Here is a 26190-nt window from a genome sequence, read left to right as displayed (position 1 = left end):
CCACCCGCGGACCGATAGCATCCCGACGTGTCCCGCGTCTCCCAGCCCGCCGCCGCCGAAGAGCCGGATTCGGCTCCCCGCACGCTGACCCCGGCGGAGCGGATCGCCCCCAGCCGGCACGACCCGCTGGTGGCCGCGGCGACGAGACCCGTCGGCGGTCCGCTCGGCGAGCACGCGGCAGTCGGCAGGCAGTGGTTCTGGTCGCCGCAGCGCGTCGGGCTCGCGATGGCCGTGCTCGCGCTCGTGGTGTGCTGGTTCGGCAAAGCGTCGTGCATTCAGCAGTACAGCGACTCCAACGGCGTGCATCAGCTCGACTGGCGCTCCGGCCGCCCGTTCGTCGCCATGTGCTACTCCGACATCGTCCCGCTCTACAGCTCGGAAAAGCTCGACGACGCGCGCACCTTCCCCTACGTCACGTCGTGGCAGGAGGATTCGCAGACCGCGGAGAACCAGACCCGGTACATGGAATACCCGGTGGTCACCGGCCTGTTCCAGTGGATCAACGCGAAACTCGCGGCGGGCTGGACCTCGGTCGCGAACGCGGGCTGGCTGCCCGGCGCGCTGCCGGTGGCGATCTACTTCAACATCTCCGCGTTCTGGCTCGCGCTCGCCTGGCTGGTCACCGTGTGGGCCACCGGGCGGACGACGAAACGCAGGCCGTGGGACGCGGTGCTCGTCGCCATCTCGCCGCTCGTGCTGGTCCATACCTTCACGAACTTCGACGCGCTCGCCACCGCGGCCACCGCCGCCGGGATCCTGGCGTGGTCGCGAAAACGCCCGGAGGTCGCCGGAGTCCTGTTCGGACTCGGCGTCGCCACCAAGCTGTATCCGCTGCTGCTGCTCGGCGTGCTGTTCCTGTTGTGCCTGCGCGCCGGGAAACTGCGTGCGTGGAGCCGGACCGCGGCGTTCACCGTGCTGGCCTGGCTGGTGGTGAACGTCCCGTTCATCGTGGCCGCGCCGCGCGGCTGGTGGGAGTTCTTCCGGCTCAACACGTTGCGCCCGATGGACCCGGATTCGCTCTACAACGTGGTCTCCTACGCCACCGGCTGGGCGGGCTTCGACGGCGTGCTCCAAAAAGGACAGTCGCCGACCGTGCTGAACATCGTGGTCGCGGTGCTGTTCCTGGCTTGCTGCGCGGGAATCGCGTACGTCGCGCTCACCGCGCCGCGCCGGCCGCGGTTCGGGCAGCTGGCTTTCCTTGTCGTGGCGGCGTTCCTGCTGACGAACAAGGTGTGGAGCCCGCAGTACTCGCTGTGGCTCGTCCCGCTGGCGGTGCTGGCGATCCCGCGCTGGCGGCCGCTGCTGGCGTGGATGGTCATCGACGCGGCGGTGTGGGCGCCCCGGATGTTCTATTACCTCGGCGTCGACCACAAAGGACTGCCCGCAGGCTGGTTCCTCGGCGGCGTGGTCATCCGCGACCTCGCCGTCGTCGGGCTGTGCGTGCTGGTTCTCCGCGAGATCTACCGGCCGCGCACCGACCTGGTCCGGCTCTCCGGCGACGACGACCCGGCGGGCGGCGTGCTGGAACGGGCCCGCGACAAGGTCACCTTCGCGTCCTTCCGCCGCTCCCGCGCCGAGCAACCCGTCTCCTGAAGTCCGTGAAGGACTCCTTCCGGGAACCTGATTCCCTCAAGGAGCCCTTCACGGCCGCTCAGGCGAGTTGTTTGCGCAGGTACGCGATGTCGGCGGCCTGGCCTTCGCCCGGCGTTTCGACGACCACCGGCGCACCCGCCTGGCGCACGACCTCGGCGAGCAGTTCCGGTTCGATCGTGCCGTCGCCGTCGACCACCGACGCGTGCCGGTCGCGGTTGGAACCGTGCTCGTCGCGCGAGTTGTTGCAGTGCACCAGGTCGATCCGGCCGGTGATGGCCTTGACCTTCTCCACCGCGGTCGCGAGATCCCAGCCCGCCGCGTAGGCGTGGCAGGTGTCGAGGCAGAAACCCGCCCCGAACTCGCCGACCTTGTCCCACAGCCGGGCGATCACGTCGAGTTCGCGGGTCATCGCGTTGTCGCCGCCCGCAGTGTTCTCGATCAGGATCGGCACCGCGAAGCCGCCCTTTTCCGCTTCGCGCTCGAAGAGCTTGCGCCAGTTGACCAATCCCTCCTCGACGTCGTCGCCCGCGCCGACGTGCCCGCCGTGCACGATCAGGCCCTTCGCGCCGATCGCGGCGGCCCCGTCGGCGTGCTGGGTGACGTTCTTGCGGGAGGGGATGCGGATCCGGTTGTTCTTGGACGCGACGTTGATCAGGTACGGCGCGTGGATGAACACCTCGACCGGGGAGGCCTTGATCTCCTCGCCGTGCGGATGCGGTTTCGGTGCCTTCCACCCCTGCGGGTCGGAGAGGAAGAACTGGACGACGTCGGCTTCTCGCTCGGCGACGGCGGCCAGCGGATCGTCGTCGCGGACATGGGCGCCAATCTGCATGCCCTGACGCTACTACCGGGCGAATCTCCCCCTTCGGCCCGAGTTGGTGACGCTCGTGGAGTACCGTGAGCGCGTTCCGTGATCCAGTCGGGGGAGGAAAGACATGCGGAAACGCGCTGGACGGACGATTTCGCTGGGAGTCGCGCTCGCGGCGCCGCTGCTGTCGGCGGTCCTGGCCTTTCCCGCCGCCGCGTCCGCGGACCCGAGCCCGACGGTGACCGGCGACTGCGAATCCACCCTGCAGAACGGCAAGGACGGCACCGGCCTCGCGCTCGACGCGGGCGCCCCGCTCAACGCGCCGAACCGGCTGACCGTCGGCCTCGATTCGAAGGCGAAGCAGACCGACGGCAACAACACGTTGCTCAACCTCCCGGTCGGCGACACCGTCCGCACCCTGGGCGTCGGCGAGGTCCCCGTCGTTGGCGAGACGGCCGCGAAGGACACCTGCCCGTTCGTGCAGGCCGCGGGGAACGGCGTCGGCAACGCGACCCAGGCACTGGTTGGCGGAGTACCGCCGCTCATTCCGTCGCCGACGCCGAAGCCACCGCCGGGCCCCACGCCCAACCCGCCTTCGCCTCCTGCCCCTGGCCCCGGCGGCCCGGGCCAGCCCGCCCCTGGCGGCGACACGCTCGGCCAGGTGACGTCGGTCGGCGGCGACCTGTCCGGCCTCGACTCGGTGTCCGGCATCTTCACCGGAGCCGCGATGCTCCCGGCGAGTTTCGTGCAGGCCCCGATCGTCACCCAGATCGTGCCCGGCCAGCTGCCGCAGGACCAGGTGCCGACCGTCGACGCGAAGAAGTCCGGCACCGCCGAGGCCCTGCCCGCGGCCAATCCGCCCGCCCGGCTGCCGCTGCTGATCGCCGTGCTCGCGCTCGCGCTGGTGGCCGCCGCGCTGGTGCGCGCATGGCTGCGACGCAAGCCCGCCTGACTCTTACCCTGAGTAGCGCCCGCTTCCACCCGAATGCCTGACCTCGGAGGGGAGGCGGGCGTTACTCGTCTTCGTTACCGTCGTTGTCCACAGCAAGGCAGGTACAACGGACGCGGCGAAAGGGTCGACGGCCATGCAGCAGCACCGGGCACGGAGGGCCACCGCGGTGGGCGCCGCCGCTTTCGTCCTGGCCGGCTCGGCCGCGCTCGCCGCACCAGGAACCGCGTCGGCGGACACTCTGACCACGCCATGCGGTTCCACCATCACGGCCAAACCCGGCGACCACGTCCAGGGCACCCTTCTCGGGCTCCCGCTCGACCTCGGCATCGTCGGCCAGGTCTCGGGCGTGCTCACCAGCACCGTCAACGCTCTCTGCAAGGTCACGGTGAACGTGGTCAACACCGTCGTCTCGCCGGTCCCGGTGGTCGGCGCGCCCGTCGCGAGCGCGGTCAACGGCGCGGTCGCGGGCGGCACCAACGCGGTGCAGCAGGGCGTCGCCACAGCTGGTCAGGCCCTTACCGGCAGCCAGCCGGGCAAGCAGAACCCGGGCCCGAACCCGCAGCAACCGCCGTCGTCCGGCGGAAACAGCGGAAGCCCGCAGCAGGGCGGGTCGCCAGGTCAGCAGTCCCAGATGCCGGGCTCGACCAGCCCGGTGCTCGGCGATTACGGCGGAGCGGGCGGCGGGGCCGCGCCGTTCTCGGCCTTCCTGCCGAACTTCAGCGATTTGTCGTACGGCTACAACACCGGATACGCGCCGATGCGCGATTACAGCGGCATCCCGATGGCGATGGCCGGATTGTTCAGCCCGTCGCCGTCGCTGCGCTACGGCAGCCAAATCCCGGGTTACGCGCCGCAATACGGCATTTCCAACCCGGACGGCTCGAACGGCGGCGACCGCACCATCCAGAACGCGGGTAACGCCCAGGCATTGCCGGGCACCGGCGGCAACCACACGAACGGGTTGGACTGGCCAGTTCTGGTGGCAGTTTTGGCACTCTCCGGAGTCAGCGCGGGCCTGGTCCGCACCTGGGTGCTCCGCCGAATGGCCGCTGCAGGTTAGGCCAACTCACCAGTATCTTTACCGGAGTCCATTCGTTGTTCCTGATGCGACGAACCATGCCCGCGGACCCCGGAGGATAGTGCTCGTGCGGAAAATCCCCACCTGGAAGCGAACCCGTCGAGCACTCACCGTCACCGCCCTCGCCGCCCTCTTCACCGGCGGCGCGTTCCTGGGCACCGGCACCGCGTCCGCGGCGACCACGCTCGCGAACCAGTGCAAGGGCTCGGTCACCGGCGGCATGGGCGATGCGGTCGTCGTGCCCGGTTCCGCGGTCAAGGAGATCGTCCGCCAGTCGGCCAAGGACCAGGTCAACTTCTGGCGGCTGCTCACCGTGTGGCCGGATTCGCTGGCGAACGCCATCGCGAACAAGGGCAACCTGCAGGTCGGCGCGATCCCGAACGCCTCGGGCGGCACGATCAGCGGCGACGCGATCGGCCAGGTCGTCTCGAACGCGCTGAAGGACGAGTGGGGCCTCGGCGTGCTGCCGGACACCAAGACCAAGGTGCTGAACGGGATCCGCAGCGGCGTCGCGTCCGCGTGCGGGCTCACCACGGTGGCGAACAACTACCAGGCACCGTCGTCCCCGAGCTCGCCGTCGCACGGCGGCACCCAGCCGAACGGCAACGCGCCCGCGCAGAACGGCGGCGGCAACCCGCTCGGCGACTACCAGCCGGGCTCGACCGGGATCGCCCCGCCGCGCGACTACGGCAACATCCCGACCGCGACCCCGGGCAACCCGGGCGTGCTGGGCACCGCGATCGCGCCCGGCGCGCGGTACGGCTCGCTGCCCGGTTCGGGCGCGCTGCCGCAGCAGCCGTCGGCCGGACAGGACCCGCAGGGCCAGCAGGGCCCGGACATCCGCAACGCGGGCAACGCCGAGGCGCTGGCGAGCCAGGGCGGCGCGTCGGACGTCCAGCTGCCGATGCTGCTCGCGGTGATCGTGCTGGCCGGCGTCACCGCCGGGCTCGTCCGCACCTGGGTGCTGCGCCGCGTCAGCTGACCCGCCGCACCGGACTGTCGGACCCGCCGGGTACGCTTACCTGGACAAACCCTCCTGTCACGGATCCGCCGTGACCGCGAGCCCATAGGAGGTGAGTGGTTATGTCACGCCATTACGAGGTAATGGTCATCCTGGACCCGACGCTCGACGAGCGTACGGTCGCGCCCACGCTGGACAACTTCCTCAACGTGATCCGCACTTCGGGCGGAAGCGTCGAGAAGGTCGACGTGTGGGGCCGCCGTCGCTTGGCGTACGAGATCAAGAAGAACGCCGAGGGCATCTACGCGCTGCTGGACCTGAACTCGACGGCCGAGGCCGTCAAGGAACTGGACCGCCAGCTGTCGCTGCAGGAAACCGTGCTGCGCACCAAGGTCATGCGCCGCGAGGTCAAGGCCGCGGCCAAGCCCGCGCCCGCCAAGGCCTGATCCGAGCCCGATCCGAAGGGACGCCATCCGTGGCTGGAGACACCGTCATCACCGTGGTCGGGAACCTGACGTCCGACCCGGAGCTGCGCTTCACCCCGTCCGGTGCGGCGGTCGCGAACTTCACCGTCGCGTCCACCCCGCGCACCCTCGACCGCCAGAGCGGCGAGTGGAAGGACGGCGAGGCGCTGTTCCTGCGCTGCAACATCTGGCGGCAGGCGGCGGAGAACGTCGCCGAGTCGCTCACGCGGGGCGCCCGCGTGGTGGTGCAGGGGCGGCTGAAGCAGCGGTCTTTCGAGACCAAGGAAGGCGAGAAGCGCACCGTCGTAGAGCTCGAGGTCGACGAGATCGGCCCCTCGCTGCGCTACGCGACGGCGAAGGTCAACAAGGTCAGCCGCGGTGGCGGCGGCGGTGGTGACTTCGGCGGCGGAGGCGGCGGCTTCAACGGAGGCGGCAATCGCGGCGGCGGCGGCAACAGCGCGCCCGCCGACGACCCGTGGGGCTCGGCCCCGCCCGCGGGCGGTGGCGGCGGAGGCTTCTCCGACGAACCCCCGTTCTGATCTCATCTCTTTCTAGAATTCCAGGAGTACAACAGTGGCCAAGCCACCCATTCGCAAGCCCAAGAAGAAGGTCTGCGTGTTCTGCAAGGCCGAGAAGAAGGGCCGCCCGGAAACGATCGACTACAAGGACACCAACCTGCTGCGGAAGTACATTTCCGACCGCGGCAAGATCCGTGCCCGTCGCGTCACCGGCAACTGCAGCCAGCACCAGCGCGACATCGCCATCGCGGTGAAGAACTCGCGCGAGATGGCTCTGCTGCCCTACACGTCCACCGCGCGCTGAGGGGAGCACTAGTCATGGCGAAGATCATTCTCACCACGGACGTGGCGAACCTCGGCGGCCCCGGCGACATCGTCGAGGTCAAGGACGGCTACGCCCGCAACTACCTGCTGCCGCGCGGTTACGCGATCGTGGCCAGCAAGGGCGCGGAGAAGAACGTGCGCACGATCCAGCGCGCACAGGAATCCCGCCGCATCCGCGACCTCGACCACGCCAAGGAAATCAAGGCGACCCTCGAGGGCCTCGGCGCGATCCAGCTGACCGGCAAGGCCGCGGCGGGCTCGAAGAAGCTCTTCGGCTCGATCACCGCCGGCGAGATCGTCGACGCGATCAAGGCCCAGGGCGGCCCGCTGCTCGACAAGCGCGTCCTCGACCTGCGCGACCACATCAAGACGGTCGGCAAGCACTCGGTCAACGCCCGCCTGCACCCAAACGTCAAGGTGGACCTCCGCCTCGAGGTCAAGGCTGTGGCCGCGAACTGACGGCTTTTCCGCGAAACCGCCCCCGGGGGATCCTCCCGGGGGCGGTTTCGTTTCTGGCCGCGGCGGCCGCCCGGCGACCGCGAAACCACCGCAGGTCCCCAGCTCAGAAGCCCTCCGGTGAACTTGCCAACAGCGAGCGGGAACCAACTCGCGTGCGTTAACATCCAAGATGCTGATCTCGCCGGGGAAGAGCGAGGCATGGGTTATAAGGGGGCTAGCGAGATGCCTGAAGGAACTCCCGCATCCGGTGCGAACACGGGGGTTCAGGTGCCCCCTGTCCCGCCGATCATGGTGGGCAGCTACGGCAAGGCCGGCGGCTACAAGTTCACCGAGGACGAGGTCGACTCAGTCATCAAGCAGTGGCAGGACCTGCTCGGCGACCTGTCAAAAGACCGCCAGTACGCCGACCTCATCGCGCACGTAACCCCGCCTGCCGACGAAGTAGCCAGCCATACCTTCGTCAACCAGGGTGCCAACCCGTCGGGGCAGAGCCTGCTGGACGAGCACGAGAAGATGGTCACCTACACCAAGAACTTCATCGACGCGCTCACCGCTGCGAAGAAGAAGATCACCGTTGCCGAGCTGCATAACGCCGACGAGATGAAGAAGCAGGGACAGAGTGCGGTCTGATCAGCACATGCCAAAACACATCGCCTGGATCGCTGCCGGCACCGTCGTCGCGCTCAGTTCGCTGACCGCCTGCAGCGGCGGGACCGGCGGCACTGCTGAGCCGCCCGCGTCGAGCAATCCGGGTCCGGCAAGTTCCAGCAACTCGTCGAGCACAACCAACGGCGCGCCGAAAGTCCCCGCGCCGCTCCCGACTGAGAAGCTGATCGCCAATCCGTGCTCGGCCCTCACCGACGACGACGCCAAAGCAGTCGGGCTCGCGGCACCTGGGAAGCTCAACAACATCACGCCACGCGGGTGCGACTGGCAGTCCGCGGACCCGGAGCTCAAGGCGAACGGGGTCACTATCGCGCCGATCACCCAGAACACGAACGGCCTCGCAGACACTTACTCGATGAAATCGAAGCAGGCCTACTTCGAGGAGACCCAGGTCGCTGGCTACCCCGGAGTTTTCGCTGCTGAGCGCGACTCTCGCAAAACCGGCGTGTGCGATCTCGTAGTCGGCGTCACTGATCAGCTGTCCGTCGTCATCGTCGCCTCGATCGTGAGGGGCAAGAACGTCGAAACCCCGTGCACTCCGGTCGCCAAGATCGGCACCGCGATGATCAACCACCTCAAGACAGAGTCTTGATCGCTACACGGCTGTAGCAGGCCCGGAAGGAAGATTCTCATTATGGGGAATGAGGACAGCACAGGCAGCACCCTGAAGAACACTGCCAAGGGTGCGGTGATCGGAGCGACCTACGGTGCCGTGCTCGGGCCGGAAGGCGCAGTCGTCGGAGGCGTGGTCGGCGGCCTGGTCGGTGCGGCAACCAGCATCTTCAGCGGCGGGCCGCACGCCGAACACGCCCAAGCGAATGTCGGCGGCGGGTCGATCGACGCGTACACGATCTACGACAAGATCAGCAAGGGCAACACCAGTTCGCTCGACGGGGGCAGGAGCGCAGCCGACACGCTTAAGCAACTGCACTCCGCTCGCTCCAAGCAGATCGATGCGCTGAACAACAAGATGAACAGCGCTTGGCAGGGCAACAGCGCGGGCGCGGCCCAGTCCGGCGCGAACGCGCTCAAGATCTGGCACGACGACTCCGCCAACAATCTTGGCAAGAGCCAGACCTTCATGACCAACCAGGTCGACGCGTTCCACGACGTGCACGGCAAGGTCCAGGAACTGCCCAAAGACCCGCCTGAAATGAAGTGGTACGACCACCAGCCGTTCAGCGACAAAGACGACGAGATCGACAAGTACAACCAGAACAGCCAGACGAACGTCCAGGCTTACACCGCGTACTACGGCTCTAGTTCCCAGAACGCCGGCGGGATGCCGCAGTACAACGTGTGGCAGGGCAACAACATTTCCGACGGCAACACCGACCCCGGCAAGTACGGCGGCGGTCCTGGCACCGGTCCCGGTGGCAGCGGCGGGTTCAGCGGCGGGCCGGGCGGTGTCGGCGGCGGCGGCTTCACCCCGCCGAAAACGAACCCCCCGAAGTTCACCCCGCCGGGCGGTCCCGGTGGGGGCGGCAACTACAAGCCGCCGAAGGTTGATCCGCCCAAGTTCACCCCGCCTGGCGGTCCCGGCGGGCCCGGTCAATTCACCCCGCCTGGCGACGGCACGACGACCTCGGGCTGGACGCCGCCGACGACTGACCCGGCGAAGTTCGACCCGAGCACCTTCGGCCCGACCGGCGGCGGCAGCGGGTACGGCGGTGGAAGCGGCGGCGGCAGCGGTGCCGGTGGCGCTTTCGGACCCGGCGGATTCGGCGGTGCGGGCTTCGGGCCCGGCGGCAGCGGTTCCGGTGCGGCGGCAGGCGGCGCCGGTGCAGGCGCTGGCGGCGCAGGTGCCATGGGCGGCATGCGTGGCGCAGGCGCAGCGGGCAAGGCCGGTGCGGCAGGCATGGGCGGCATGGGCGGCGGAGCCAAGGGCGGCAAGGGCCAGGAGGACGAGGAGCACCAGACCAAGTACCTGCTGGAAGAAGACGGCAACGACATCTTCGGTTCCGACCAGATGACCGTTCCGCCGGTCATCGGTGAATGAGGCTTGGCGACGTGATCACCCTCGACCGGCCCGTGACCTTCACCGCCTACACGCTGTGCAACCTGATCCGGCGACGAGGCGCGGAGCCGCACAAGGTCATCGGCGAGACAGCCGCGTTCTACGTGCCCGAGGACCAGCGCAAGCTGGACGAGCAGGTCAATGCGGGCCTGCAGCAGGCAGGATTGATGGGACCGCGGGGGATCGACCGCGACCTGCTCGCGTTGATCGACTCCATCTCGCGGCCGCATTTGGAGTACTACGGCTGGTTTGACGGCCAGTTCGAAGACGGCAGCCCGGCCAACTTCTCCGCACTGGTCGGCAGCGGCAACGGCGGCGGATTCGGCCTGGTCCGGGTCGGCCGCCAGCCGACGCTCGCTGTCACCCGGCAACGGCCGGAACTGCTCCTCGAGACCTTCCTGGACATCGTTCCGGCCGCCCGAACGCCCCCTGGGCAAGCCCTGCTCGTCGACCGCAAGGAATTCGAGACCGGGCGAGCCAATGACTCCGGCGAACCGCGGAGTTCGATCATGGTCGGCGACCAGAGCCGGAAGCACCAAGCATCGCCGCTGAAGGAAATTCAGCGGATCATGCAGGCGCCGCGGACCGGCAACGGCACGTTGTACGTCGCTGCCCGGACGGCAAACGGCGCACGCAAGCGAATCCCCAAGCCGATCAACTTCGTGGACATCGACGAAGGGCGCTGGCTGATGGAGGAGCGGCCGGGCCGCGAATCCATCGTGGTGTACACGCCGTGGTCCAGGCAGACCGTCTCCGAGCGGCTCCGCCAGGCTCAAAGCGCCTTGGGCTGAGCACCTGAGCGTTACTCCGGGTGGGGTTCCCGGCACGGCACCGTGCGGTGTCTTGCCGGTGAACCTCACCCGGTTTCGCGTTTGCACGCGGTTAACCTGCGCTTTTGCCGGATCGCTCACTGTGCGCAGCCATCGGCTGGGCCGCGTGGGGAATTCTCCTTCGTTCAGCCTATCGAGGCAGTGATCTACCGTGCGTAGCAACCATCCACAGGGCGGTGGACCAACGCGGGGGCGACACGCCGAAGAACCAGTTCGACACGACACGCCGGACGAGTTTTCGCGAAGTTCTCCACAGTCTCTGCACAGGCCTTGACCTGCGGGTTCAGTGAAGCCGATCTGCACTGTCCCCACTTTGTCCACAGGCTCGCGGGTACCTGTGATTCGTTGCCCCCAGTCATCCACAGGTTGTCCACAGCACGGTCAACAACCGGAATTGCGCTCGTCCTTCCGGGGGATCTAGCGTGCGTTCGCGCCCGGTACTCCCGGTGGCTCCGCGTGGCGGTCACCGGTGCGGGGAACCGCCCGGTCCATCATCGAAGGGGGCCGGACGGGCGGGTGGGAAAGCCGGGCCGATTCCGGCATACTCGAACAGGTGTTCGCCTGGGCTGACCGTCACGGGCGGCGGCGGGCGGGTGCGGTTCGGCACAGGACAGGCGCACGCGAGACGACGGGGACGGCCGGTACGACGGCTGGGCGAGGGGAGGTGTCCGGGCAGTGGCGGTGACCGATGACCGCAGTCCGGCGTACGCGGAGTCCGATCCGGGTCCGAGCGACCCCGGCCCCGGCGGGTTCGACCGCCAGCCGCCGCAGGACATCGCGGCGGAGCAGTCGGTGCTCGGCGGCATGCTGCTGTCGAAGGACGCGGTCGCCGACGTCATCGAGGCGCTCGGCCCCGGCGATTTCTACCGGCCCGCGCACCAGGCCGTCTACGACTGCATCCTCGACCTCTACGGACGCGGCGAACCGGCCGACCCGATCACCGTGGCGGCCGAACTCGAGCGGCGCGGCGAACTCGGCCGCGTCGGCGGCGCGCCGTACCTGCACACCCTCATCGCGACCGTGCCCACCGCGGCCAACGCGGGCTACTACGCCGAGATCGTGTCCGAGAAGGCGGTGCTGCGCCGTCTCGTGGAGGCGGGCACGCGCATCGTGCAGTACGGCTACGGCGCGGCCGCGGCGGACGGCGCGAACATCGACGAGGTCGTCGACCGCGCACAGGCCGCGATCTACGACGTCACCGAACGCCGCACGAGCGAGGACTACGTCGCGCTGGAGGACCTGCTCCAGCCGACCATGGACGAGATCGACGCGATCGCCTCGCGCGGCGGCCAGTCCCAGGGCATCCCGACCGGGTTCGCCGACTTCGACGAGCTGACCAACGGCCTGCACCCCGGCCAGATGATCATCGTCGCGGCCCGTCCCGGTGTCGGCAAGTCGACTCTCGGCCTGGACTTCGTCCGCTCCGCCTCCATCAAACACGGCCTGACCAGCGTCATCTTCTCGCTGGAAATGAGCCGGACCGAGATCGTGATGCGCATGCTGTCGGCCGAGGCGAAAATCCGCCTCGCCGACATGCGCGGCGGCAAGATGTCCGACGACGACTGGACGCGGCTGGCCCGGCGGATGAGCGAGGTGTCGGAAGCCCCGCTGTTCGTCGACGACTCGCCGAACATGACGATGATGGAGATCCGCGCGAAGGCCCGCCGGCTCAAGCAGCGGCACGACCTCAAGCTCGTGGTCGTCGACTATCTGCAGCTGATGACCTCCGGCAAGCGCGTCGAATCGCGGCAGCAGGAAGTCTCGGAATTCTCCCGTCAGCTCAAGCTGCTGGCGAAGGAGATCGAGGTGCCGGTGATCGCGATCTCCCAGCTGAACCGTGGTCCGGAACAGCGCACCGACAAGAAGCCGATGCTGTCGGACCTGCGTGAATCCGGCTCACTGGAGCAGGACGCGGACATCGTCATCCTGATCAACCGCCCGGACGCCTGGGAACGCGACGACCCGCGCGCAGGCGAGGCCGACCTGATCCTGGCGAAGCACCGTGCCGGTCCGACGAGCACGATCGTGGTCGCGCACCAGCTGCACTACAGCCGCTTCGCCGACCTGGCCCACGACTGACCCGAGCCGGGCCTGCCGGTCGTTCAGGAGCGACCGCCGGGAGCCCAGTCGTGCACCTCGATCGCGGCGTAGTGCTCCGCGGTGAGGAGTCCGCGGGCTGTGTCGGCATCGGCGGCTTGCACCAGGGCTGCCGTGCCGAGCCAGGCGGTGCCGTCGTCGGACCACAGGGGGCCGTAGGCGATCAGGGACTCCGTGGCGGACGGTTCGAGGTCGACGGCGGGTCCGGATCCCAAGCCCAACACCAAATACAGGTTCGCCGCCTCCGGATCGCCGGGGAATTCCCACATCGTGCGGTCAAGAGCGTTGTCCCAGCGGCGGATCAGGACGTCCCGATAGGCCCCGGCCTGGTAATTCGGTTCCGCGAAAGCGAATTCGCGGACCGCGGCGGCGTCCGGGAGATCGACGATGTGCACGCTGCCGGTCGGCACTTCGCCGTCCAAGGTCGGGCCGCGGGCGATCAGTTCGGCGGCGAAACCGTCCATATAGGACCAATGCGCTTCGACCAGTTCGGCGCGCAACGCGGCGGAGCCTGGGCGGTCCCGGTGGTAGCAGAAGAACTTCACCGGTCGATTCTGGCGCACGGAGGCGGCCGCCGAGGACGAATTCGCCAAGTCCGCGAACCAGGCGTACCGTAGTAGTTGAAGTTTCAAACACTTGGAGGCAGTCATGGCGACCCGCACCCCGGTCCTGTACCTGAGCCACGGTGCGCCGCCGCTCGCCGACGACGCGACGTGGACCCGCCAGCTCGCGGAATGGTCCGCTGACCTGGCGAAACCTCGCGCGATCCTGGTCGTTTCGGCGCATTGGGAGGAGGCACCGCTGACGCTCGGGGCCACCACGACGGTCCCGCTCGTCTACGACTTCTGGGGCTTCCCCGAGCACTACTACCAGGTCAAATACGCCGCGCCAGGTGCGCCTGAGCTGGCCGCGCGGGTCCGCAAGCTGCTGCATTCGACCGCGACCCCGGTGCACGACGCCCCGGACCGCGGTCTCGACCACGGCGCGTACGTCCCGCTCGTGGAGATGTTCCCCGAAGCCGACGTCCCGGTGCTGCAGATCTCCATGCCCTCGCTCGACCCTCAGGCGCTCTACGACCTCGGCCGCAAGCTCGCGCCGCTGCGCGACGAGGGCGTGCTGATCATCGGCAGCGGATTCTTCACCCACAACCTCCGCGCGATGCGGGAGGTCGACGGCAGCGACGGAACCCCGCCGGGATGGTCCGCGGAATTCGACCACTGGGGCGACGAGATGCTGCGCGCCCGCGACCTCGACGCGTTGCTCGACTTCCAGCACAAGGCCCCCGCCGCCGCGATGGCGCACCCGCGGATCGAGCACTTCGCGCCGCTGTTCGTCTCGCTCGGCGCCAGCTCGGCCGAAGGCGAGGGCCGCACGGTGATCGACGGTTTCTGGCACGGACTGGCGAAGCGGTCGCTCGAATTCTCCTGACCCAGCACAAAAAACGGGCCCGGAAGCACGTGGCTTCCGGGCCCGCCCGGGTTATCCCCGGCTCGCTTCAGGCGAAGCGATTCACTTCTTGAAGATGCTGGTCACCTTCGCGGCCAGCTTCTGGAACGCACCCAGCGGACCGGTCGCGTCACCGATCGCCGGCACGGCCGGAGCGGTCGGCATCGTGGTCGGCAGGGTCGTCGGCGCACCCGGCACGGCCGGCAGCGCGGCGACGGCCGGCAGCTGGTTCAGCGTCGGCAGCGACGTCTTCACCGGCAGCTGAGCGGGCAGAGCCGGAACGTCCGCACGCTGCGCGGCGGCACCCGGCAGGGCCGGAACGCCGGGCAGAGCCGGAACGGCCGGGGCCGACGGCAGGTGGATGCCGTTCTGCAGCCCGGAGACCTGCGGCAGCGCCGAAGCACCCTTCAGCTGGTTCAGCTGACCCAGCGCGGACAGGCCGCTGACCTGCGGCACGTCGGCGCGCTCGGCACCCGGCAGCGCCGGGGCGGGGAGCGTGGTGGCGGTGGGCAGACCCGACAGGCCCGGCAGCGCCGGAGCCGACGGCAGCGACGGCGCGGCCGAGGAACCGCCCGGCAGACCCGGCACGGCCGGCAGCGCGGGGAGCTGGTCAGCGCCCATCTCGCCGCCGAACGGCACGTCGATGGCCGGCTCGGGGTCGACCGTGGTCGAGTTGGGAGCCTCGGCGGTGGCCACGCCGATGACCTCCAGCGGCACGCCGAAGATCTGCACCAGCGCACCCAGCGGGTGGTAGTAGTCGAAGCCGGACAGCGCCGAGCCCGTGCCGTCGGTGCTGGTGGCGTCGTCGCCGTCGGTCACGGTGGTGACGTTGTCGCCGACCGCGTGCGCCACGCCGCCCACCGCGACCGCGTCGCCGAAGACCTGCGCGACGACCGGCACCGGGAAGTCGAGGATGTCGCCCGAGATGGAGCCTTCCATGCCCGACGTGGTGTCCTTGCCGGCGTCGGTGACGACGGTGTTGTTCATGGCGTCGCCCGAGGACACACCCGCGACCGAAACCGCGTCGCCGAAGACCTGCGCGACCGGCGCCGGGTCCACGCCGACGATGTCGCCGGCGACCGCGCCGCCGTCACCGTTGGTGGTGGCGTCGCCGCCCGCGGTCGAGGTGATGTCGTTGGTGGCGGTGCCGTGCCCGATCGCGCCCCCGGCGAGCCCGTCGCCGAAGATCGTGCCCGCACCGGCGACCGGAGCCTTGACGATGTTGCCGGCGAGCGCGCCGTCCTTGCCGTCGGCCGTGGCGTCGCCGCCCGCGGTCGAGTCGGTCAGGTTGTCCGACATGCCGGTGCCGATGCCGGCCACCGAACCGCCGACGCCGTGGCCCTGCACCGGCAGCGAGACCGGGGCCTCGACGAGGTTGCCCGCGCCCGCGCCGCCCGCGCCGGTCGCGTGCACGTCCTGGCCCGCGGTGGAGGTGGTGTCGTTGCTGGCCTTGCCGTGGCCCTGGCCGACGAACGAGCCGCCGATGCCGAACAGCTGCACCGGGGTCGACACCGGGACGGTGCCGAGGTTCGAGCTGAGGAAGCCGTTGTCGTCAGCGGTGTTGCCGCCGCCGCCCGCCTTCACGACCTTGGTCTCGGAGCCGTCGCCCGAGCCCTGCCCGATGAACGAGCCGCCCACGCCGAACACCTCGGCCGGCGCGGCCACCGGGACCTGCACGATGTTGCCCGAGCCGGACGAGTCGTTGCCCTGGGTTCCGTCGTAGTTGCCCGCGGTGACGGTCTTGGTCTCGGTCGAGGTGCCCGAGGCGTTGCCGATGTGGCTGCCGCCGATGCCGTGCACCTCGGGGGCGCCCGCGACCTGGGTGTTGACGATGTTGCCGGTCAGCGTCGAGCCGTTGCCGGTGGTGTAGCTGCCGTCGCCGGAGGTCGCGGTGGTGGTGTTGTCGCAGTTCGCGACCGCGCGGCCGATGTAGGTGCCGCCCACGCCGCACGCCTCGACCGGGAGCGCCACTGCCGGGTCGACCACGTTGGCCGAGCCGGCGGCGTCGTTGCCGTTCGTCTTCACGAAGCCGCCGGAGGTGGCGGTGGTCTCGTGGGTGGAGGAGGACGCCTGGCGGTCGAGCGCCTGGCCGGTGGTGGCGTTGCCGATCCACGAGCCGGCGACGGACGCGACGTTCGCGACCGGGCTGGCCTGCGCGGCGGCGGCGTTGCCGGACAGGAACGACTGGTCGCCGTCGGTCTCGATGTAGGTCGGGATGCCCTTCAGGCTGCCCGGACGGGTGTCGCCCGCCTTGGCGTCGGCCGAGGAGCTCGAGGTGGAGTCCGCGTCCGAGCCCCACACGCCGCCGGCGTTGCCGTTGAACTTGACCGGCAGCGCGATCGGAGCGCCGACCACGTTGCCGCTGCCCGCGGCGCCCTTGCCGTTGGACTTCATCGAACCGCCGGAGGTGGCGGTGGTGTCGGCGTTGTAGCCGCCGCTGTAGGCGTTGCCGAGGATCCAGGACGCGGCGTTGCCGGTCACCTGGACCGGGGTCGCGAACTGGCCGCCGACGACGTTGCCGGACAGGCCGGAGCCCTCGCCGGTGGTGTCGATGTTGCCGGTCTCGCTGGTGCTCTGGTGCGCCGAACCGCCGTGGACCGCGCCGCTGCCGCCGGCAAGGCCGACGCCGTTGCCCGCGATCTGCACCGGGAGCGCGTAGTCGAGCGCCACGACGTTGCCCGCGATGCCGGAGTACTTGCCGTCGGTCGCGACGTCCTGGTTGTGGCTGTAGGTCTGGTCGTGGTCGCCGCCCTGCACGTGGGCGTCGCCGATGACACCGACCGCGTTGTCGACGATCTGGATCGGGACGACGACGTCGCCGTTGACCTTGTTGCCCTTGAACGCGTCGTGGGTCGGCGTGAGCTGACGGGGCGCGTCCGCCTTCGGGAGGCTGTCGGTCAGGCTGCCCGCGGAGCCGCCGGGCGTCTTCGCCGAGGCGAGCGCTCCCTTGACGGCGGAGGTGACGGGCTTGGTGCTGATCTCGTTGTGGTGCGCCGGGAGGTCGACCTGCCCGAGCGGGGTGCCGATCGCGTTGTTGGCTTCGTCGATCGGGACGGTGACGTTGAGATCAAGCGGGGAGGCCGGGGTGTCCGGGTTGACGTTCTCGTCGGCCGAGGCGATGCCGGTGCCCAGCATCAGCAACCCACCCGTGACCAACGCGGTCTGGAGTCCGCGCTTTGCCCAGGTCTGCATGGGATTTTTCTCCTTCATATCGGGGTCCCTTGCGGGTTTGTGGAGGTGCGCCCTGTTTCGTGAGGGAATGCACCGGGAATGCGTGCGCGGAAATTGCGCAGCGCGCGAAAAACCCGCGGGAGATGTGTCGATGACGGTGACGGCACACGAAGATGTGCGCGTGGGTGCGTCAACGACCCCGCGGGTGAAGTGGATCAGTCAGGAGTGACGCCGGGCTGCTCGCCCGGGGTGCGCGGCGTGTGCGCGAGGCCGGTGCGGGTCGAACCCGCCACGGCGTTGTCGACGGCGGCGGCGACCCAGGAGGGAACGCCGAAGTTCAAACCGTCGAGGTGTCCACCGGGCGCGGTGCTGCCACCGGCCGGGGAGTTCGGGATGGAAAGCGGCGCGGCGGGAAGCTGCGCCGGGGAGAACGGGGCACCGGGCAGGCCGCGGTCGCCGTGGTGGCGCTGCGGCAGTTCGGCGCCCTGCACCGGATCGACGGACTGCGCGTCCATCGCCGGGAAGACCGACTGCAACGCGTCGGACGTGCTCATCGCGGCCGCGCCGAGGTTTTGCTCCGCCTCGGCGGGCTGCTCGGGAATGCCGGGCGCCGGCGTCTGCTCGGATTCCGGAGCGGGCGCGGTCGGCAGTTTCGGCAGGTCGACCAGGTTCGAGGGAGCGCTCGGGTCGAGCAGATCCCACAGCTTCCGGCCGAAATCCTGTGCGGCGGGCGGCGGGGTGGTCGCGTCGGCGATCACCTGGCGGGCGTCCTCCGGCTTGCGCGCGATGTGCTCGAGCGAGCCGAGCGTGCGCTCCACCGGCTTGACGACCGCGTGCTGGCCGAGGTCGCTCACCGCGTCGCTGACCTTTCCGGCGGCCTGCTGGCCTCCGGCGAGGTCGTCGCGGTGCGCGCCGCCGAGCTGGCCGAGCGAGCAGGTGGGCCGCGACGTGCCTGGTTCAGACCACGTGGTGGCTCCCTGGCCGCACGACGAAAGCCCTTGCACCGCACCGGTGACGTCGCCCGCGAACCGGGCCGCGCCGTCGGTGACGTCGCCGATTCCGGCGGCCGTCGCGTCGGTGACCGGCGTGACGCTCGCGTCGACCGGGTCCGCCGAAGCGGCGGAGGAGGAGACGGTCCACGCGGCCGCGGTGGCCGCGAGCGCGCCGCCGACGACGAACAACGCACGCGACGCGAGACGGCCGAAGCGCGTCGCGCCCCGCCTCTCGTGCACAGCGTCGTCCGTCACAGGTGATTTCTCCTCGGGTAAAAAATGATTTCGGTTTTTGCCGGGAACGACACAGTTCCGCGGTGGTGCAAAACCGAGACAACCAAATTTAGGGGTCGCCGCGCATCCTTGACACGGCTTGATGCCACCATCGTGTGAACAACACAGAGTGTGGCCGGGTCTCACGATGGGTCATCCCCGGAGAAGACGGCCGGTTACTCCGGAGTCGGTTCGCGCGGCCCGGCGAAACGGTGATTCGCGCCCCGCACCGGGCGATCCGCCCGGTTTCGGTCGACGGGGCCGATACGGTTGACCCCGTGAGCCAGCCAGGGCGCGGACAACGCGAACAACCGTCCCTTTCCGAACCAGTCGCCGACGTCACCGGCTTCATCCCGCGCGGACTGCGCGTATCCGCCGCCCTGTCGTGGCGGTTCATCGTGGTCGTCGCCGCCCTGTACGCCGTGGTGTGGCTGCTGGGCTACCTCGCCTCGGTCGTGGTGCCGGTGTCGATCGCGCTGCTGCTTTCGGCGCTGCTCGCCCCCGCGGTGTCGCGGCTCGTGCAGATCCGCTTCCCGCGCGGACTGGCCACGGCGATCGTGCTCGTGGCCGGGCTCGCGGTGCTCGGCGGGCTGCTGACCTTCGTGATCACCCAGTTCTCCAGCGGCCTCCCGGAACTGCAGCAGCAACTGACCACGAGCCTCAACCAGATCAAGGACTGGCTCATCAACGGTCCGCTGCACCTGCGCCAGGAGCAGATCCAGGACTTCATCAACCAGGCCATCGGCTTCCTGCAGAACAACCAGGCCTCGATCACCACCACCGCGCTGACCACCGCGGGCACCGTCGGCGAGATCCTCACCGGCTTCGTGCTGACGCTCTTCGTCACGATCTTCTTCCTCGCCGGCGGCGACGGCATCTGGTCGTTCCTGGTGCGCGGCGTGCCGACGCGGGTGCGCAATCGCGTGGACGTGGCGGGGCGGCGCGGCTTCGCGTCGCTCGTCAGCTACATCCGCGCGACCGCCGCGGTGGCCGTGGTCGACGCGGTCGGCATCGGCATCGGGCTGTGGATCGTCGGCGTGCCGCTGGTGATCCCGCTGGCGACGCTGGTGTTCCTCGGCGCGTTCATCCCGATCATCGGCGCGCTGATCACCGGCGGCGTCGCGGTGCTGATCGCGCTCGTGTCGAAGGGCGTCATCGGCGCGGTGGTCGTGCTGGCCATCGTCGTCGGCGTGATGCAGCTGGAAAGCCATGTGCTGCAGCCGTTGCTGCTCGGCCGCGCGGTGCGGCTGCACCCGCTCGCGGTGGTGCTGGCGATCGCCATCGGCCTGGTCGCCGCGGGGATCGCGGGCGCGCTGCTCGCGGTGCCGCTGCTGGCCGTGCTCAACGCCGGGGTCCGGTCCCTGCTGCACGAACACGATCCGGATCCGGCGACCGTCGACGCGCTGCACAGCCAAGCCGCCAACCCGAACGACGATCCGGAAGAGGGCGCGGACGACAAGGAGTCCGGCTCCGGCAAAGACACAGAAAGCACAGAAGACAAGAAGTGACTGTTCGACCTTCCCGAGATCCGGCGGCACCGCTGTGGCGCGGTGTCGTGGTGCTGCGCGTCGTCACGTGGTTGTTCGCGCTGGCAGTGGCGATCGCGCACCACAACGGCTTCCAGCGGCCGTGGCTGGGATGGGTCGTCATCGGAGTGATGGCCGTGTGGTCGGTCGTGTCGAGTCTGGCGTACGTGCGCGAGAACGGACGGCGCCGCTGGCTGGTGATCTTCGACCTCGTCCTCACCACAGCGCTCCTGCTCACGTCGCCGTGGATCCTGTCGGAGGCGCAGTTCGACAACGCGACCACGCCGTTGATCACCACGGTCTGGGCGGCAGTAGCACCGATCGCGGTGGCAACGCGTTTCGGCGCGCGCTTTGGCGTATCGGCGGGCCTCGTCGTGGCAGTAAGCACTGGTGTCGCGCGCGCGAACGTCGACATCGACGTCATCCGTGACGGAGTGCTGTTGTGCGCGAGCGGTCTCCTTGTCGGCATGGCGGCGACGCTCGCGCGTAGCTCCGCCGAAGCGCTCGCGCGCGCACTTCGCACCGAAGCAGCGACAGCCGAGCGCGAACGGCTCGCGCGCTCGATTCACGACAGCGTGCTTCAGGTACTCGCGCGCGTACGGCGTCGCGGTCTCGAAGCAGGCGGTGAAGCAGCGGAGCTGGCGAGGCTCGCGGGCGAGCAGGAGGTCGCGTTGCGCGCGTTGGTGAGCACCGAGCCGACGCGGTCCGGCGACACTGTGGACCTCCGTTCGGCGTTGCAGTTGCTGTCGACCACATCGGTGCAGGTCTCGACGCCGGCCGGAACCGTGGACCTGCCCGCGCACGTCACCGAGGAACTCGTCGCGATCACCCGCGAAGCACTGGCCAACGTGGAGAAACACGCTGGTCCGGACGCGCACGCCTGGGTCCTGCTCGAAGACCTCGGCGACGAGGTCGTGGTGAGCGTCCGCGACGACGGCCCGGGGATCGCGGGCGGCAGGCTCGAACAGGCGGCGGCCGAGGGCAGGCTCGGGGTGGTGAAGTCGATTCGCGGCCGGGTGGACGACCTCGGCGGGACCGCGGTGCTGGACAGCGCTCCCGGACGCGGCACGGAGTGGGAAGTGCGGGTGCCAACCACGATGAGGGACGGGCGATGACGGAACGGACGATCTCCGTGATGGTGGTCGACGACCACCCGATGTGGCGCGACGGCGTGGCCCGCGACCTCAGCGAGAACGGGTTCGAGGTGGCCGCGACCGCCCCGGACGCCCCGGCGGCGATCCGGATCGCGCGCGCGGTGCGGCCGGACGTGGTGCTGATGGACCTGAACCTCGGCGGCACGTCCGGCGTCGAAGCGACCCGCGAGATCACCGCGGCCGCGCCGGACACGCGGGTGCTGGTGCTCTCGGCCAGCGGCGAACACAACGACGTGCTGGAAGCGGTGAAGGCGGGCGCGTCGGGTTACCTGGTGAAATCGGCGTCCGCGGCGGAGCTGGTGGACGCGGTGCGCCGCACGGCCGACGGCGACCCGGTGTTCACCGCCGGACTGGCCGGACTGGTGCTCGGCGAGTACCGGCGGATGGCCGACGTCCCGGACGGCGCGCCGGAGCCGCCGCGGCTCACCGACCGGGAGACCGACGTGCTCCGGCTGGTCGCGAAGGGACTGACCGCGCGGCAGATCGCGGAGCGGCTGGTGCTGTCGCACCGGACGGTGGAAAACCACGTGCAGTCGACGTTGCGGAAGCTCCAGCTGCACAACCGGGTCGAGCTGGCGCGCTACGCGATCGAGCACGGCCTCGACGAGGACTGACCTCAGGAGGTCGCGACCCCGGCCGCCTGCTGTGCCGCGGCGAGTTTCGCCTTCCCCAGTCGCCAGGCCGGTTCTCCTGGATGCCACGCCGCGACCGCCCCGTCGTCGATGACCAGGTCGCCGGCTTCCGTCCAATCCAGACCGGAATGCTTCAGGTTCTCCGTCGAATACGGCATCGAGGGAGCCTGCTGCCAGCTGCCGTCGCGCAGGTTCAGCAGCCACAGGTCCCGGGTCTGCGTACCGGTTCCGGGGAACGACGGGGTGCCGAAATCGACCGCGGCGACATCGCCGCCCCGGCTCGGCAGGACGTACGGGTTGGGCGCGGGCACCGGCAGGGCCACCGGTTTCCGCGCTCCGCTGCGCAAATCGAGCACGGTCAGGTCGGTCAGCCCGCCAAGGACGAGCCGATCACCGGCGGCGGCGAGAATGCGCGGCGACTGCTGCACGGACCGCCCGGTGGCCGGGTCGATCAGGACGTCGACGGTTTCGGCGGTGCCGCTGCCGACGGTGATCAGCAACCCGTGCGAGGTCTCCACCCGGACGAGCGTGTGGCACGACGCCACGGTGCCCCGGCCGAACGAAGTGCCGGTGAGCGCGACGTGCTCCAACCGGCAGAGGTCCGGACCGTCCTCGCGGATCAGCCACACGCTGGTGCCGTCCGCGCCGGGAGCCGCGCTCACCGCTTTGCCGAGCGACCGCGGGGTCGAAAGTCCCAGGTAGACGTACACCTCGGCCGGGTCGCAGGAGGACTGCTGGCAGGTCGGCGCGGTCAGCACGACCGGGGTGTGGCCGACGCGCAGCACGGACACCGTCCGCTGCCCGCCAGGGACGCCAGGCAGGGTTGCGCGCACACCCGAATCGGCGTCGAACACCGTCGGCGGCGACGTGGCCAGCAGCAACTCCACGCCGATGCCGCCGGTGGCGACGAGCCCGTCGAGGCCGGTCGGCGGAGGGGTGGTCGGAGCGGGCCGCGCAGAACTCACCGGGGCGGGCGCGGGAGCCTCGCTCGTACACGAGGTCAGCAGACAGCAGGCCGCGGCAAGGGCGACCATCGCGCGAAGTACGGGTCCGTTCAGGGTTTTTCCCCGATCTGCCAGCGGAAATCGAGTTCTACCATCGATGCCATGGCCGAGGAAGAGACGATCGCCGCGCAGCCCGCGACCGAGACCAAGCCGTTGACCGCGCGCGACATCCGGGTGTCCGACGACGAACGCGAGCACGTCGTGGGCGTGCTGCAGAAAGCCATCGGACAGGGGATGCTCACCCTCGACGAGTTCACCGAACGCACCGACCAGGCGCTCGCGGCCCGCACCCGGGGCGACCTCAACGCGGTCCTCGCCGACCTGCCCGGGCTGGTGCACCCCGGCGCGGCTCCGCAGTACGCGCCGACGCCCGAACCGCCCGGCTACGGGCCCAACTACGGGCTGGGCCAGCGGCTCGAGCTCAACGCCAAGTACTCGTCACTGCAGCGCAGCGGCCCGTGGCAGGTCCCGGCCGCGATGGTGGTGCGCAACAAGTACGGCAGCACCAAACTCGACTTCACCGAGGCCCGCGTCGCCACCCCGGTGGTGCAGATCGAACTCGACTCGAAGTGGGGTTCGGTCGAGCTGATCATCCCGCAGCACGCGGCGGTGGACTACAACTCGATCACCGAGATCAAGTTCGGCTCGCTCGACGACAAGACCGGCAGCAACGGCCGCGCGGGCACCCCGCGCTACGTGCTGACCGGGCGCATCCACGGAGGCTCGCTGGTCATCCGCCACCCTCGGCGGGGCATCTTCGGCTGACCAGCGCCCGGCGCCGGATCCGGTTACCCCATCTCTCACCCGGATCCGGCGTCCCTCGGCTAGGAAAGAGCGTCCGCGACGGCCTTGCGCGCCGCGGCCGGATCGGCGGTGGCGAGCGCCGCCGCCGCGACCTCGCGGGACTTCTCCCTCGACACCGTCGCCAGGCTCGCGCCGACCGCGCGGACCGCCGGTGCGTTCATCGACAGGCTCGTCAGGCCGAGCCCGGCCAGCACCAGCGCGAGCCGCGGGTCGGCCGCTGCCTCGCCGCACACGCCCGCCGGTTTGCCGGTCGCTTCCGCCGCGTCGCCGATCAGCTTCAGCAGGCGCAGCAAACCGGGCTGCCACGGGTCGTTCAGTTTTGCCACCGCGCCGAGCTGGCGGTCGGCGGCGAAGGTGTACTGGGCCAGGTCGTTCGTGCCGACGGACACGAAATCGACCACGCCGAGGATCTCCCGCGCCAGCAGCGCGGCGGCGGGGATCTCGATCATCACGCCCGCGCGCGCGATCCCGGCGGCGCGCACGCGTTCGGCGAACCACGCGGCTTCCTCGACGGTGCCGACCATCGGGGCCATCACCGAAACTTCCGCGCCGGAGTCCTCCGCCGCGCCCGCGATGGCTTCGAGCTGCCGGTCGAGCACCTCCGGCCGGTCGAACGCGATCCGCACGCCGCGCACGCCGAGCGCCGGGTTGGGTTCGTCGTCCGGGGACAGGAACGCGAGCGGCTTGTCCGCGCCCGCGTCCAGCGTGCGCACGATGACCGGCTTGCCGCGGAATGGCGAAAGCACTGCGGCATAAGCTTTTCGCTGCTCTTCGACGGACGGCTCGGCCGGTGCGTCGAGGTAGCAGAATTCGGTGCGGAACAGCCCGACGCCCTCGGCGCCCGCGTCCGCGGCGGCCTGCGCGTCGGCCGGGGAACCGACGTTGCCGTACACCTTCACCCGATGCCCGTCGGACAGTTCGCCGACGCCGTTCCACTCGGCCGGCCCAGACGCGGCGGCGGTGACGATCGGCGCGGACGGGTCGACCGCCTCGATCACGCCGGTGTCGCCGTCGACCGACAGCGCCTTGGCGTCGGAAGCCAGCAGCCCGCGCACCGCGACGACCGCCGGAATCCCCAGCGCCCGCGCGAGAATCGCGGTGTGGCTCGTCGGACCGCCCTCCTCGGTGACCAGCGCGAGCACCTTCGCCGGGTCGAGCCCCGCGGTGTCGGCGGGGGCGAGGTCGCGGGCGACGAGAACGCTCGGCGACGTCAGTTCGGGCACCCCGGGCGGGGCGATGCCGAGCAGTTCGGCGACGAGCCGGTCGCGCACGTCCCGGACGTCGCGGACCCGCTCAGCCATGTACCCGCCCGCGGCCGCCAACGCGTCGGCGAATCCTTCGGCGGCCTGGTAGACGGCGCGGGCCGCGGGTAGGTTCCGCGCCGTCACCAGCTGTTGGGCCTGAGACGCGAGCGCCGGGTCGGCGGCCATCGCGGCGGTCGTGACGAGGATCGTCGCGGCTTCCCCGGTCGCGGCCTCGGCCTGCGCTTCGAGCCGCGCGGCGACCGCCTGCGCGGCGGGTTCGATCCGGGCCGCCTCCGCCGCCGGATCGTCCGGCGCGGGCGTGCTGGCGGGTTCCCCGAGCGGCTCGGCGACCCGGACGACGGGTCCGCTCGCGCGTCCGGGGCTCACCGCGACCCCGGTCAGCGAGGAACCGGCAGCGGACTCGGCCGGAGCGGCAGCACTCTCAGACATGGTCTAGACCATAGCTCACGTAGACCGCGATCTCTCGCGGCGCCGCGACTGATTCCCGATTTCGCACCCGTTCGACCACCGGACGCACCTCCTCGTGCCACCACGCGCAGGCCAGTTCCGCGCGATCGCGCAGCACCCGGCCCCGCAAAGTCTGCCGGAAACCCCAGGCCTCCGCCGAGTCCGCGAGCCGGAACCAGTCCGCCGGGTCGTCCAGCCACAGGTCGGTCCGGTCGGCGTCGGCGAGCGGGACCCGCTCCAGGAACATCCGTTCGGCCCGCTTCGACGGCAGGTCCGCCAGTGTCAGGCAGCGCATCGCGAACGCGACCGTGCAGACCGACCGCACCTCGGCGAGCACCGCCTCCGCCCCGCGCGCCCTGGCCAGCGCGATCCGATGGTGCCCGTCCTCCACGAAGTACATGTCGCCCAGCCGCACGAGCCGCACCGGCGGAAGCTCCCCGACCGCGTCGGCGATCGCGCGCCAACGGTCCCGCAGCGCACGGTTGCGGGGCCGGAACAGCCGGTCGAAATCCTCGGCGCGCGCGAGGGAGCCCACTACGCCGTCGACCGGGACTTTGCGCAGGCCCTCGTAGGTTTCCGCGGTGCGGCCCAGCGCGGCGAGCGTCTCGTCGAGCGGCATCAACGCCAGCGGATCACGCGCTGCCGCGATCCTCCGCAACCGGGTCGCGTACCCCTGCCACCACGCCGAACCGAACGAATCGCCCACGTG

At 70.1% G+C, this 26190-nt stretch carries 25 protein-coding genes; 18 read left to right on the top strand and 7 right to left on the bottom strand.

All coding sequences use genetic code 11. From position 1 onward, the window contains the following. Positions 1-27 precede the first annotated feature (27 nt). Positions 28-1593: a glycosyltransferase family 87 protein gene (locus tag EIZ45_RS07665; RefSeq protein ID WP_037809069.1), complete on the top strand. Its 1566-nt coding sequence runs from the start codon at positions 28-30 to the stop codon at positions 1591-1593. 58 nt (positions 1594-1651) lie between these two features. Here EIZ45_RS07665 and EIZ45_RS07660 read toward each other — a convergent pair whose 3' ends face one another. Beyond that, positions 1652-2425, bottom strand: a complete 774-nt coding sequence (locus EIZ45_RS07660; RefSeq protein WP_037809070.1) for a deoxyribonuclease IV — start codon at positions 2423-2425, stop codon at positions 1652-1654. A gap of 103 nt (positions 2426-2528) precedes the next feature. Between EIZ45_RS07660 and EIZ45_RS07655 the strand changes: the two genes are divergently transcribed. The 12 genes from EIZ45_RS07655 to dnaB all read left to right on the top strand — a co-directional run bounded on the left by EIZ45_RS07655 (position 2529) and on the right by dnaB (position 12749). Then, on the top strand, positions 2529-3353 hold the full coding sequence (locus EIZ45_RS07655; protein WP_134664204.1) for a hypothetical protein: 825 nt from the start codon (positions 2529-2531) through the stop codon (positions 3351-3353). Between the two features lie 133 nt (positions 3354-3486). Next, positions 3487-4413 (top strand): hypothetical protein, encoded by a 927-nt coding sequence (locus tag EIZ45_RS07650; RefSeq protein WP_240690702.1) that lies wholly within the window; start codon positions 3487-3489, stop codon positions 4411-4413. Positions 4414-4492: 79 nt separating this feature from the next. After that, positions 4493-5413, top strand: a complete 921-nt coding sequence (locus tag EIZ45_RS07645) for a hypothetical protein (RefSeq protein WP_134664202.1) — start codon at positions 4493-4495, stop codon at positions 5411-5413. Positions 5414-5514: 101 nt separating this feature from the next. After that, positions 5515-5838 carry a 30S ribosomal protein S6 gene (rpsF, locus tag EIZ45_RS07640; RefSeq protein WP_093572314.1) on the top strand — a complete coding sequence of 108 codons (324 nt, stop codon included), beginning with the start codon at positions 5515-5517 and terminating at the stop codon, positions 5836-5838. 29 nt (positions 5839-5867) lie between these two features. Beyond that, positions 5868-6395, top strand: a complete 528-nt coding sequence (locus tag EIZ45_RS07635) for a single-stranded DNA-binding protein (RefSeq protein ID WP_134664199.1) — start codon at positions 5868-5870, stop codon at positions 6393-6395. Positions 6396-6429: 34 nt separating this feature from the next. Next, positions 6430-6678, top strand: a complete 249-nt coding sequence (gene rpsR / locus EIZ45_RS07630) for a 30S ribosomal protein S18 (protein ID WP_009085242.1) — start codon at positions 6430-6432, stop codon at positions 6676-6678. Positions 6679-6692: 14 nt separating this feature from the next. After that, on the top strand, positions 6693-7157 hold the full coding sequence (gene rplI, locus EIZ45_RS07625; RefSeq protein WP_009085244.1) for a 50S ribosomal protein L9: 465 nt from the start codon (positions 6693-6695) through the stop codon (positions 7155-7157). Between the two features lie 267 nt (positions 7158-7424). After that, positions 7425-7787 carry a hypothetical protein gene (locus EIZ45_RS07620; protein WP_240690701.1) on the top strand — a complete coding sequence of 121 codons (363 nt, stop codon included), beginning with the start codon at positions 7425-7427 and terminating at the stop codon, positions 7785-7787. 7 nt (positions 7788-7794) lie between these two features. Further along, on the top strand, positions 7795-8415 hold the full coding sequence (locus EIZ45_RS07615; protein ID WP_134664197.1) for a DUF3558 domain-containing protein: 621 nt from the start codon (positions 7795-7797) through the stop codon (positions 8413-8415). Between the two features lie 42 nt (positions 8416-8457). Next, positions 8458-9822, top strand: coding sequence for a hypothetical protein (locus EIZ45_RS46000; protein ID WP_167756371.1), 1365 nt, complete (start codon positions 8458-8460; stop codon positions 9820-9822). An 11-nt stretch (positions 9823-9833) separates the two neighbouring features. Continuing rightward, positions 9834-10631 (top strand): ESX secretion-associated protein EspG, encoded by a 798-nt coding sequence (locus EIZ45_RS07605; RefSeq protein WP_134664195.1) that lies wholly within the window; start codon positions 9834-9836, stop codon positions 10629-10631. 714 nt (positions 10632-11345) lie between these two features. Beyond that, positions 11346-12749 carry a replicative DNA helicase gene (dnaB, locus tag EIZ45_RS07600; protein ID WP_134664193.1) on the top strand — a complete coding sequence of 468 codons (1404 nt, stop codon included), beginning with the start codon at positions 11346-11348 and terminating at the stop codon, positions 12747-12749. A 23-nt stretch (positions 12750-12772) separates the two neighbouring features. Here the strand turns inward: dnaB and EIZ45_RS07595 are convergent, their stop codons facing one another. Next, a complete protein-coding gene (locus EIZ45_RS07595) occupies positions 12773-13312 on the bottom strand; it encodes a YciI family protein (RefSeq protein WP_134664191.1) in 540 nt (179 codons plus the stop codon). A gap of 103 nt (positions 13313-13415) precedes the next feature. Between EIZ45_RS07595 and EIZ45_RS07590 the strand changes: the two genes are divergently transcribed. Then, complete coding sequence (locus EIZ45_RS07590; RefSeq protein WP_037809087.1) at positions 13416-14195, top strand: dioxygenase; 780 nt, start codon at positions 13416-13418, stop codon at positions 14193-14195. Between the two features lie 81 nt (positions 14196-14276). Here EIZ45_RS07590 and EIZ45_RS07585 read toward each other — a convergent pair whose 3' ends face one another. Then, positions 14277-17405 (bottom strand): PE-PGRS family protein, encoded by a 3129-nt coding sequence (locus EIZ45_RS07585; RefSeq protein WP_240690700.1) that lies wholly within the window; start codon positions 17403-17405, stop codon positions 14277-14279. Between the two features lie 194 nt (positions 17406-17599). Next, complete coding sequence (locus tag EIZ45_RS07580; protein WP_134664187.1) at positions 17600-18631, bottom strand: hypothetical protein; 1032 nt, start codon at positions 18629-18631, stop codon at positions 17600-17602. Positions 18632-18927: 296 nt separating this feature from the next. On the opposite strand from EIZ45_RS07580, the gene EIZ45_RS07575 reads away from it, so the two are divergent. The 3 genes from EIZ45_RS07575 to EIZ45_RS07565 are packed head-to-tail and all read left to right on the top strand — an operon-like array spanning position 18928 to position 21943. Beyond that, a complete protein-coding gene (locus tag EIZ45_RS07575) occupies positions 18928-20157 on the top strand; it encodes an AI-2E family transporter (RefSeq protein WP_134664185.1) in 1230 nt (409 codons plus the stop codon). After that, complete coding sequence (gene macS / locus EIZ45_RS07570) at positions 20154-21290, top strand: MacS family sensor histidine kinase (protein WP_134664183.1); 1137 nt, start codon at positions 20154-20156, stop codon at positions 21288-21290. The genes EIZ45_RS07575 and macS overlap by 4 nt, the downstream gene beginning before the upstream one ends. Then, positions 21287-21943: a response regulator transcription factor gene (locus EIZ45_RS07565; protein ID WP_037809091.1), complete on the top strand. Its 657-nt coding sequence runs from the start codon at positions 21287-21289 to the stop codon at positions 21941-21943. The genes macS and EIZ45_RS07565 overlap by 4 nt, the downstream gene beginning before the upstream one ends. Before the next feature lie 2 nt (positions 21944-21945). On the opposite strand, the gene EIZ45_RS07560 is transcribed toward EIZ45_RS07565, so the two are convergent. After that, positions 21946-22995 carry a hypothetical protein gene (locus EIZ45_RS07560; protein WP_167756369.1) on the bottom strand — a complete coding sequence of 350 codons (1050 nt, stop codon included), beginning with the start codon at positions 22993-22995 and terminating at the stop codon, positions 21946-21948. 72 nt (positions 22996-23067) lie between these two features. On the opposite strand from EIZ45_RS07560, the gene EIZ45_RS07555 reads away from it, so the two are divergent. Further along, on the top strand, positions 23068-23730 hold the full coding sequence (locus EIZ45_RS07555; RefSeq protein ID WP_134664181.1) for a DUF1707 domain-containing protein: 663 nt from the start codon (positions 23068-23070) through the stop codon (positions 23728-23730). A gap of 59 nt (positions 23731-23789) precedes the next feature. Here the strand turns inward: EIZ45_RS07555 and ptsP are convergent, their stop codons facing one another. Further along, the gene (ptsP, locus tag EIZ45_RS07550; protein WP_134664179.1) at positions 23790-25463 is read right to left on the bottom strand and encodes a phosphoenolpyruvate--protein phosphotransferase; all 1674 of its coding nucleotides are present in this window, start codon (positions 25461-25463) and stop codon (positions 23790-23792) included. Then, the gene (locus EIZ45_RS07545; RefSeq protein WP_134664177.1) at positions 25456-26187 is read right to left on the bottom strand and encodes a hypothetical protein; all 732 of its coding nucleotides are present in this window, start codon (positions 26185-26187) and stop codon (positions 25456-25458) included. The genes ptsP and EIZ45_RS07545 overlap by 8 nt, the downstream gene beginning before the upstream one ends. Positions 26188-26190 lie beyond the last annotated feature (3 nt).

This window comes from Amycolatopsis sp. CFH S0740, from assembly GCF_004522315.1.
GTDB lineage: Bacteria > Actinomycetota > Actinomycetes > Mycobacteriales > Pseudonocardiaceae > Amycolatopsis > Amycolatopsis nivea.
This window is presented reverse-complemented; position numbering and strand designations above follow the sequence as displayed.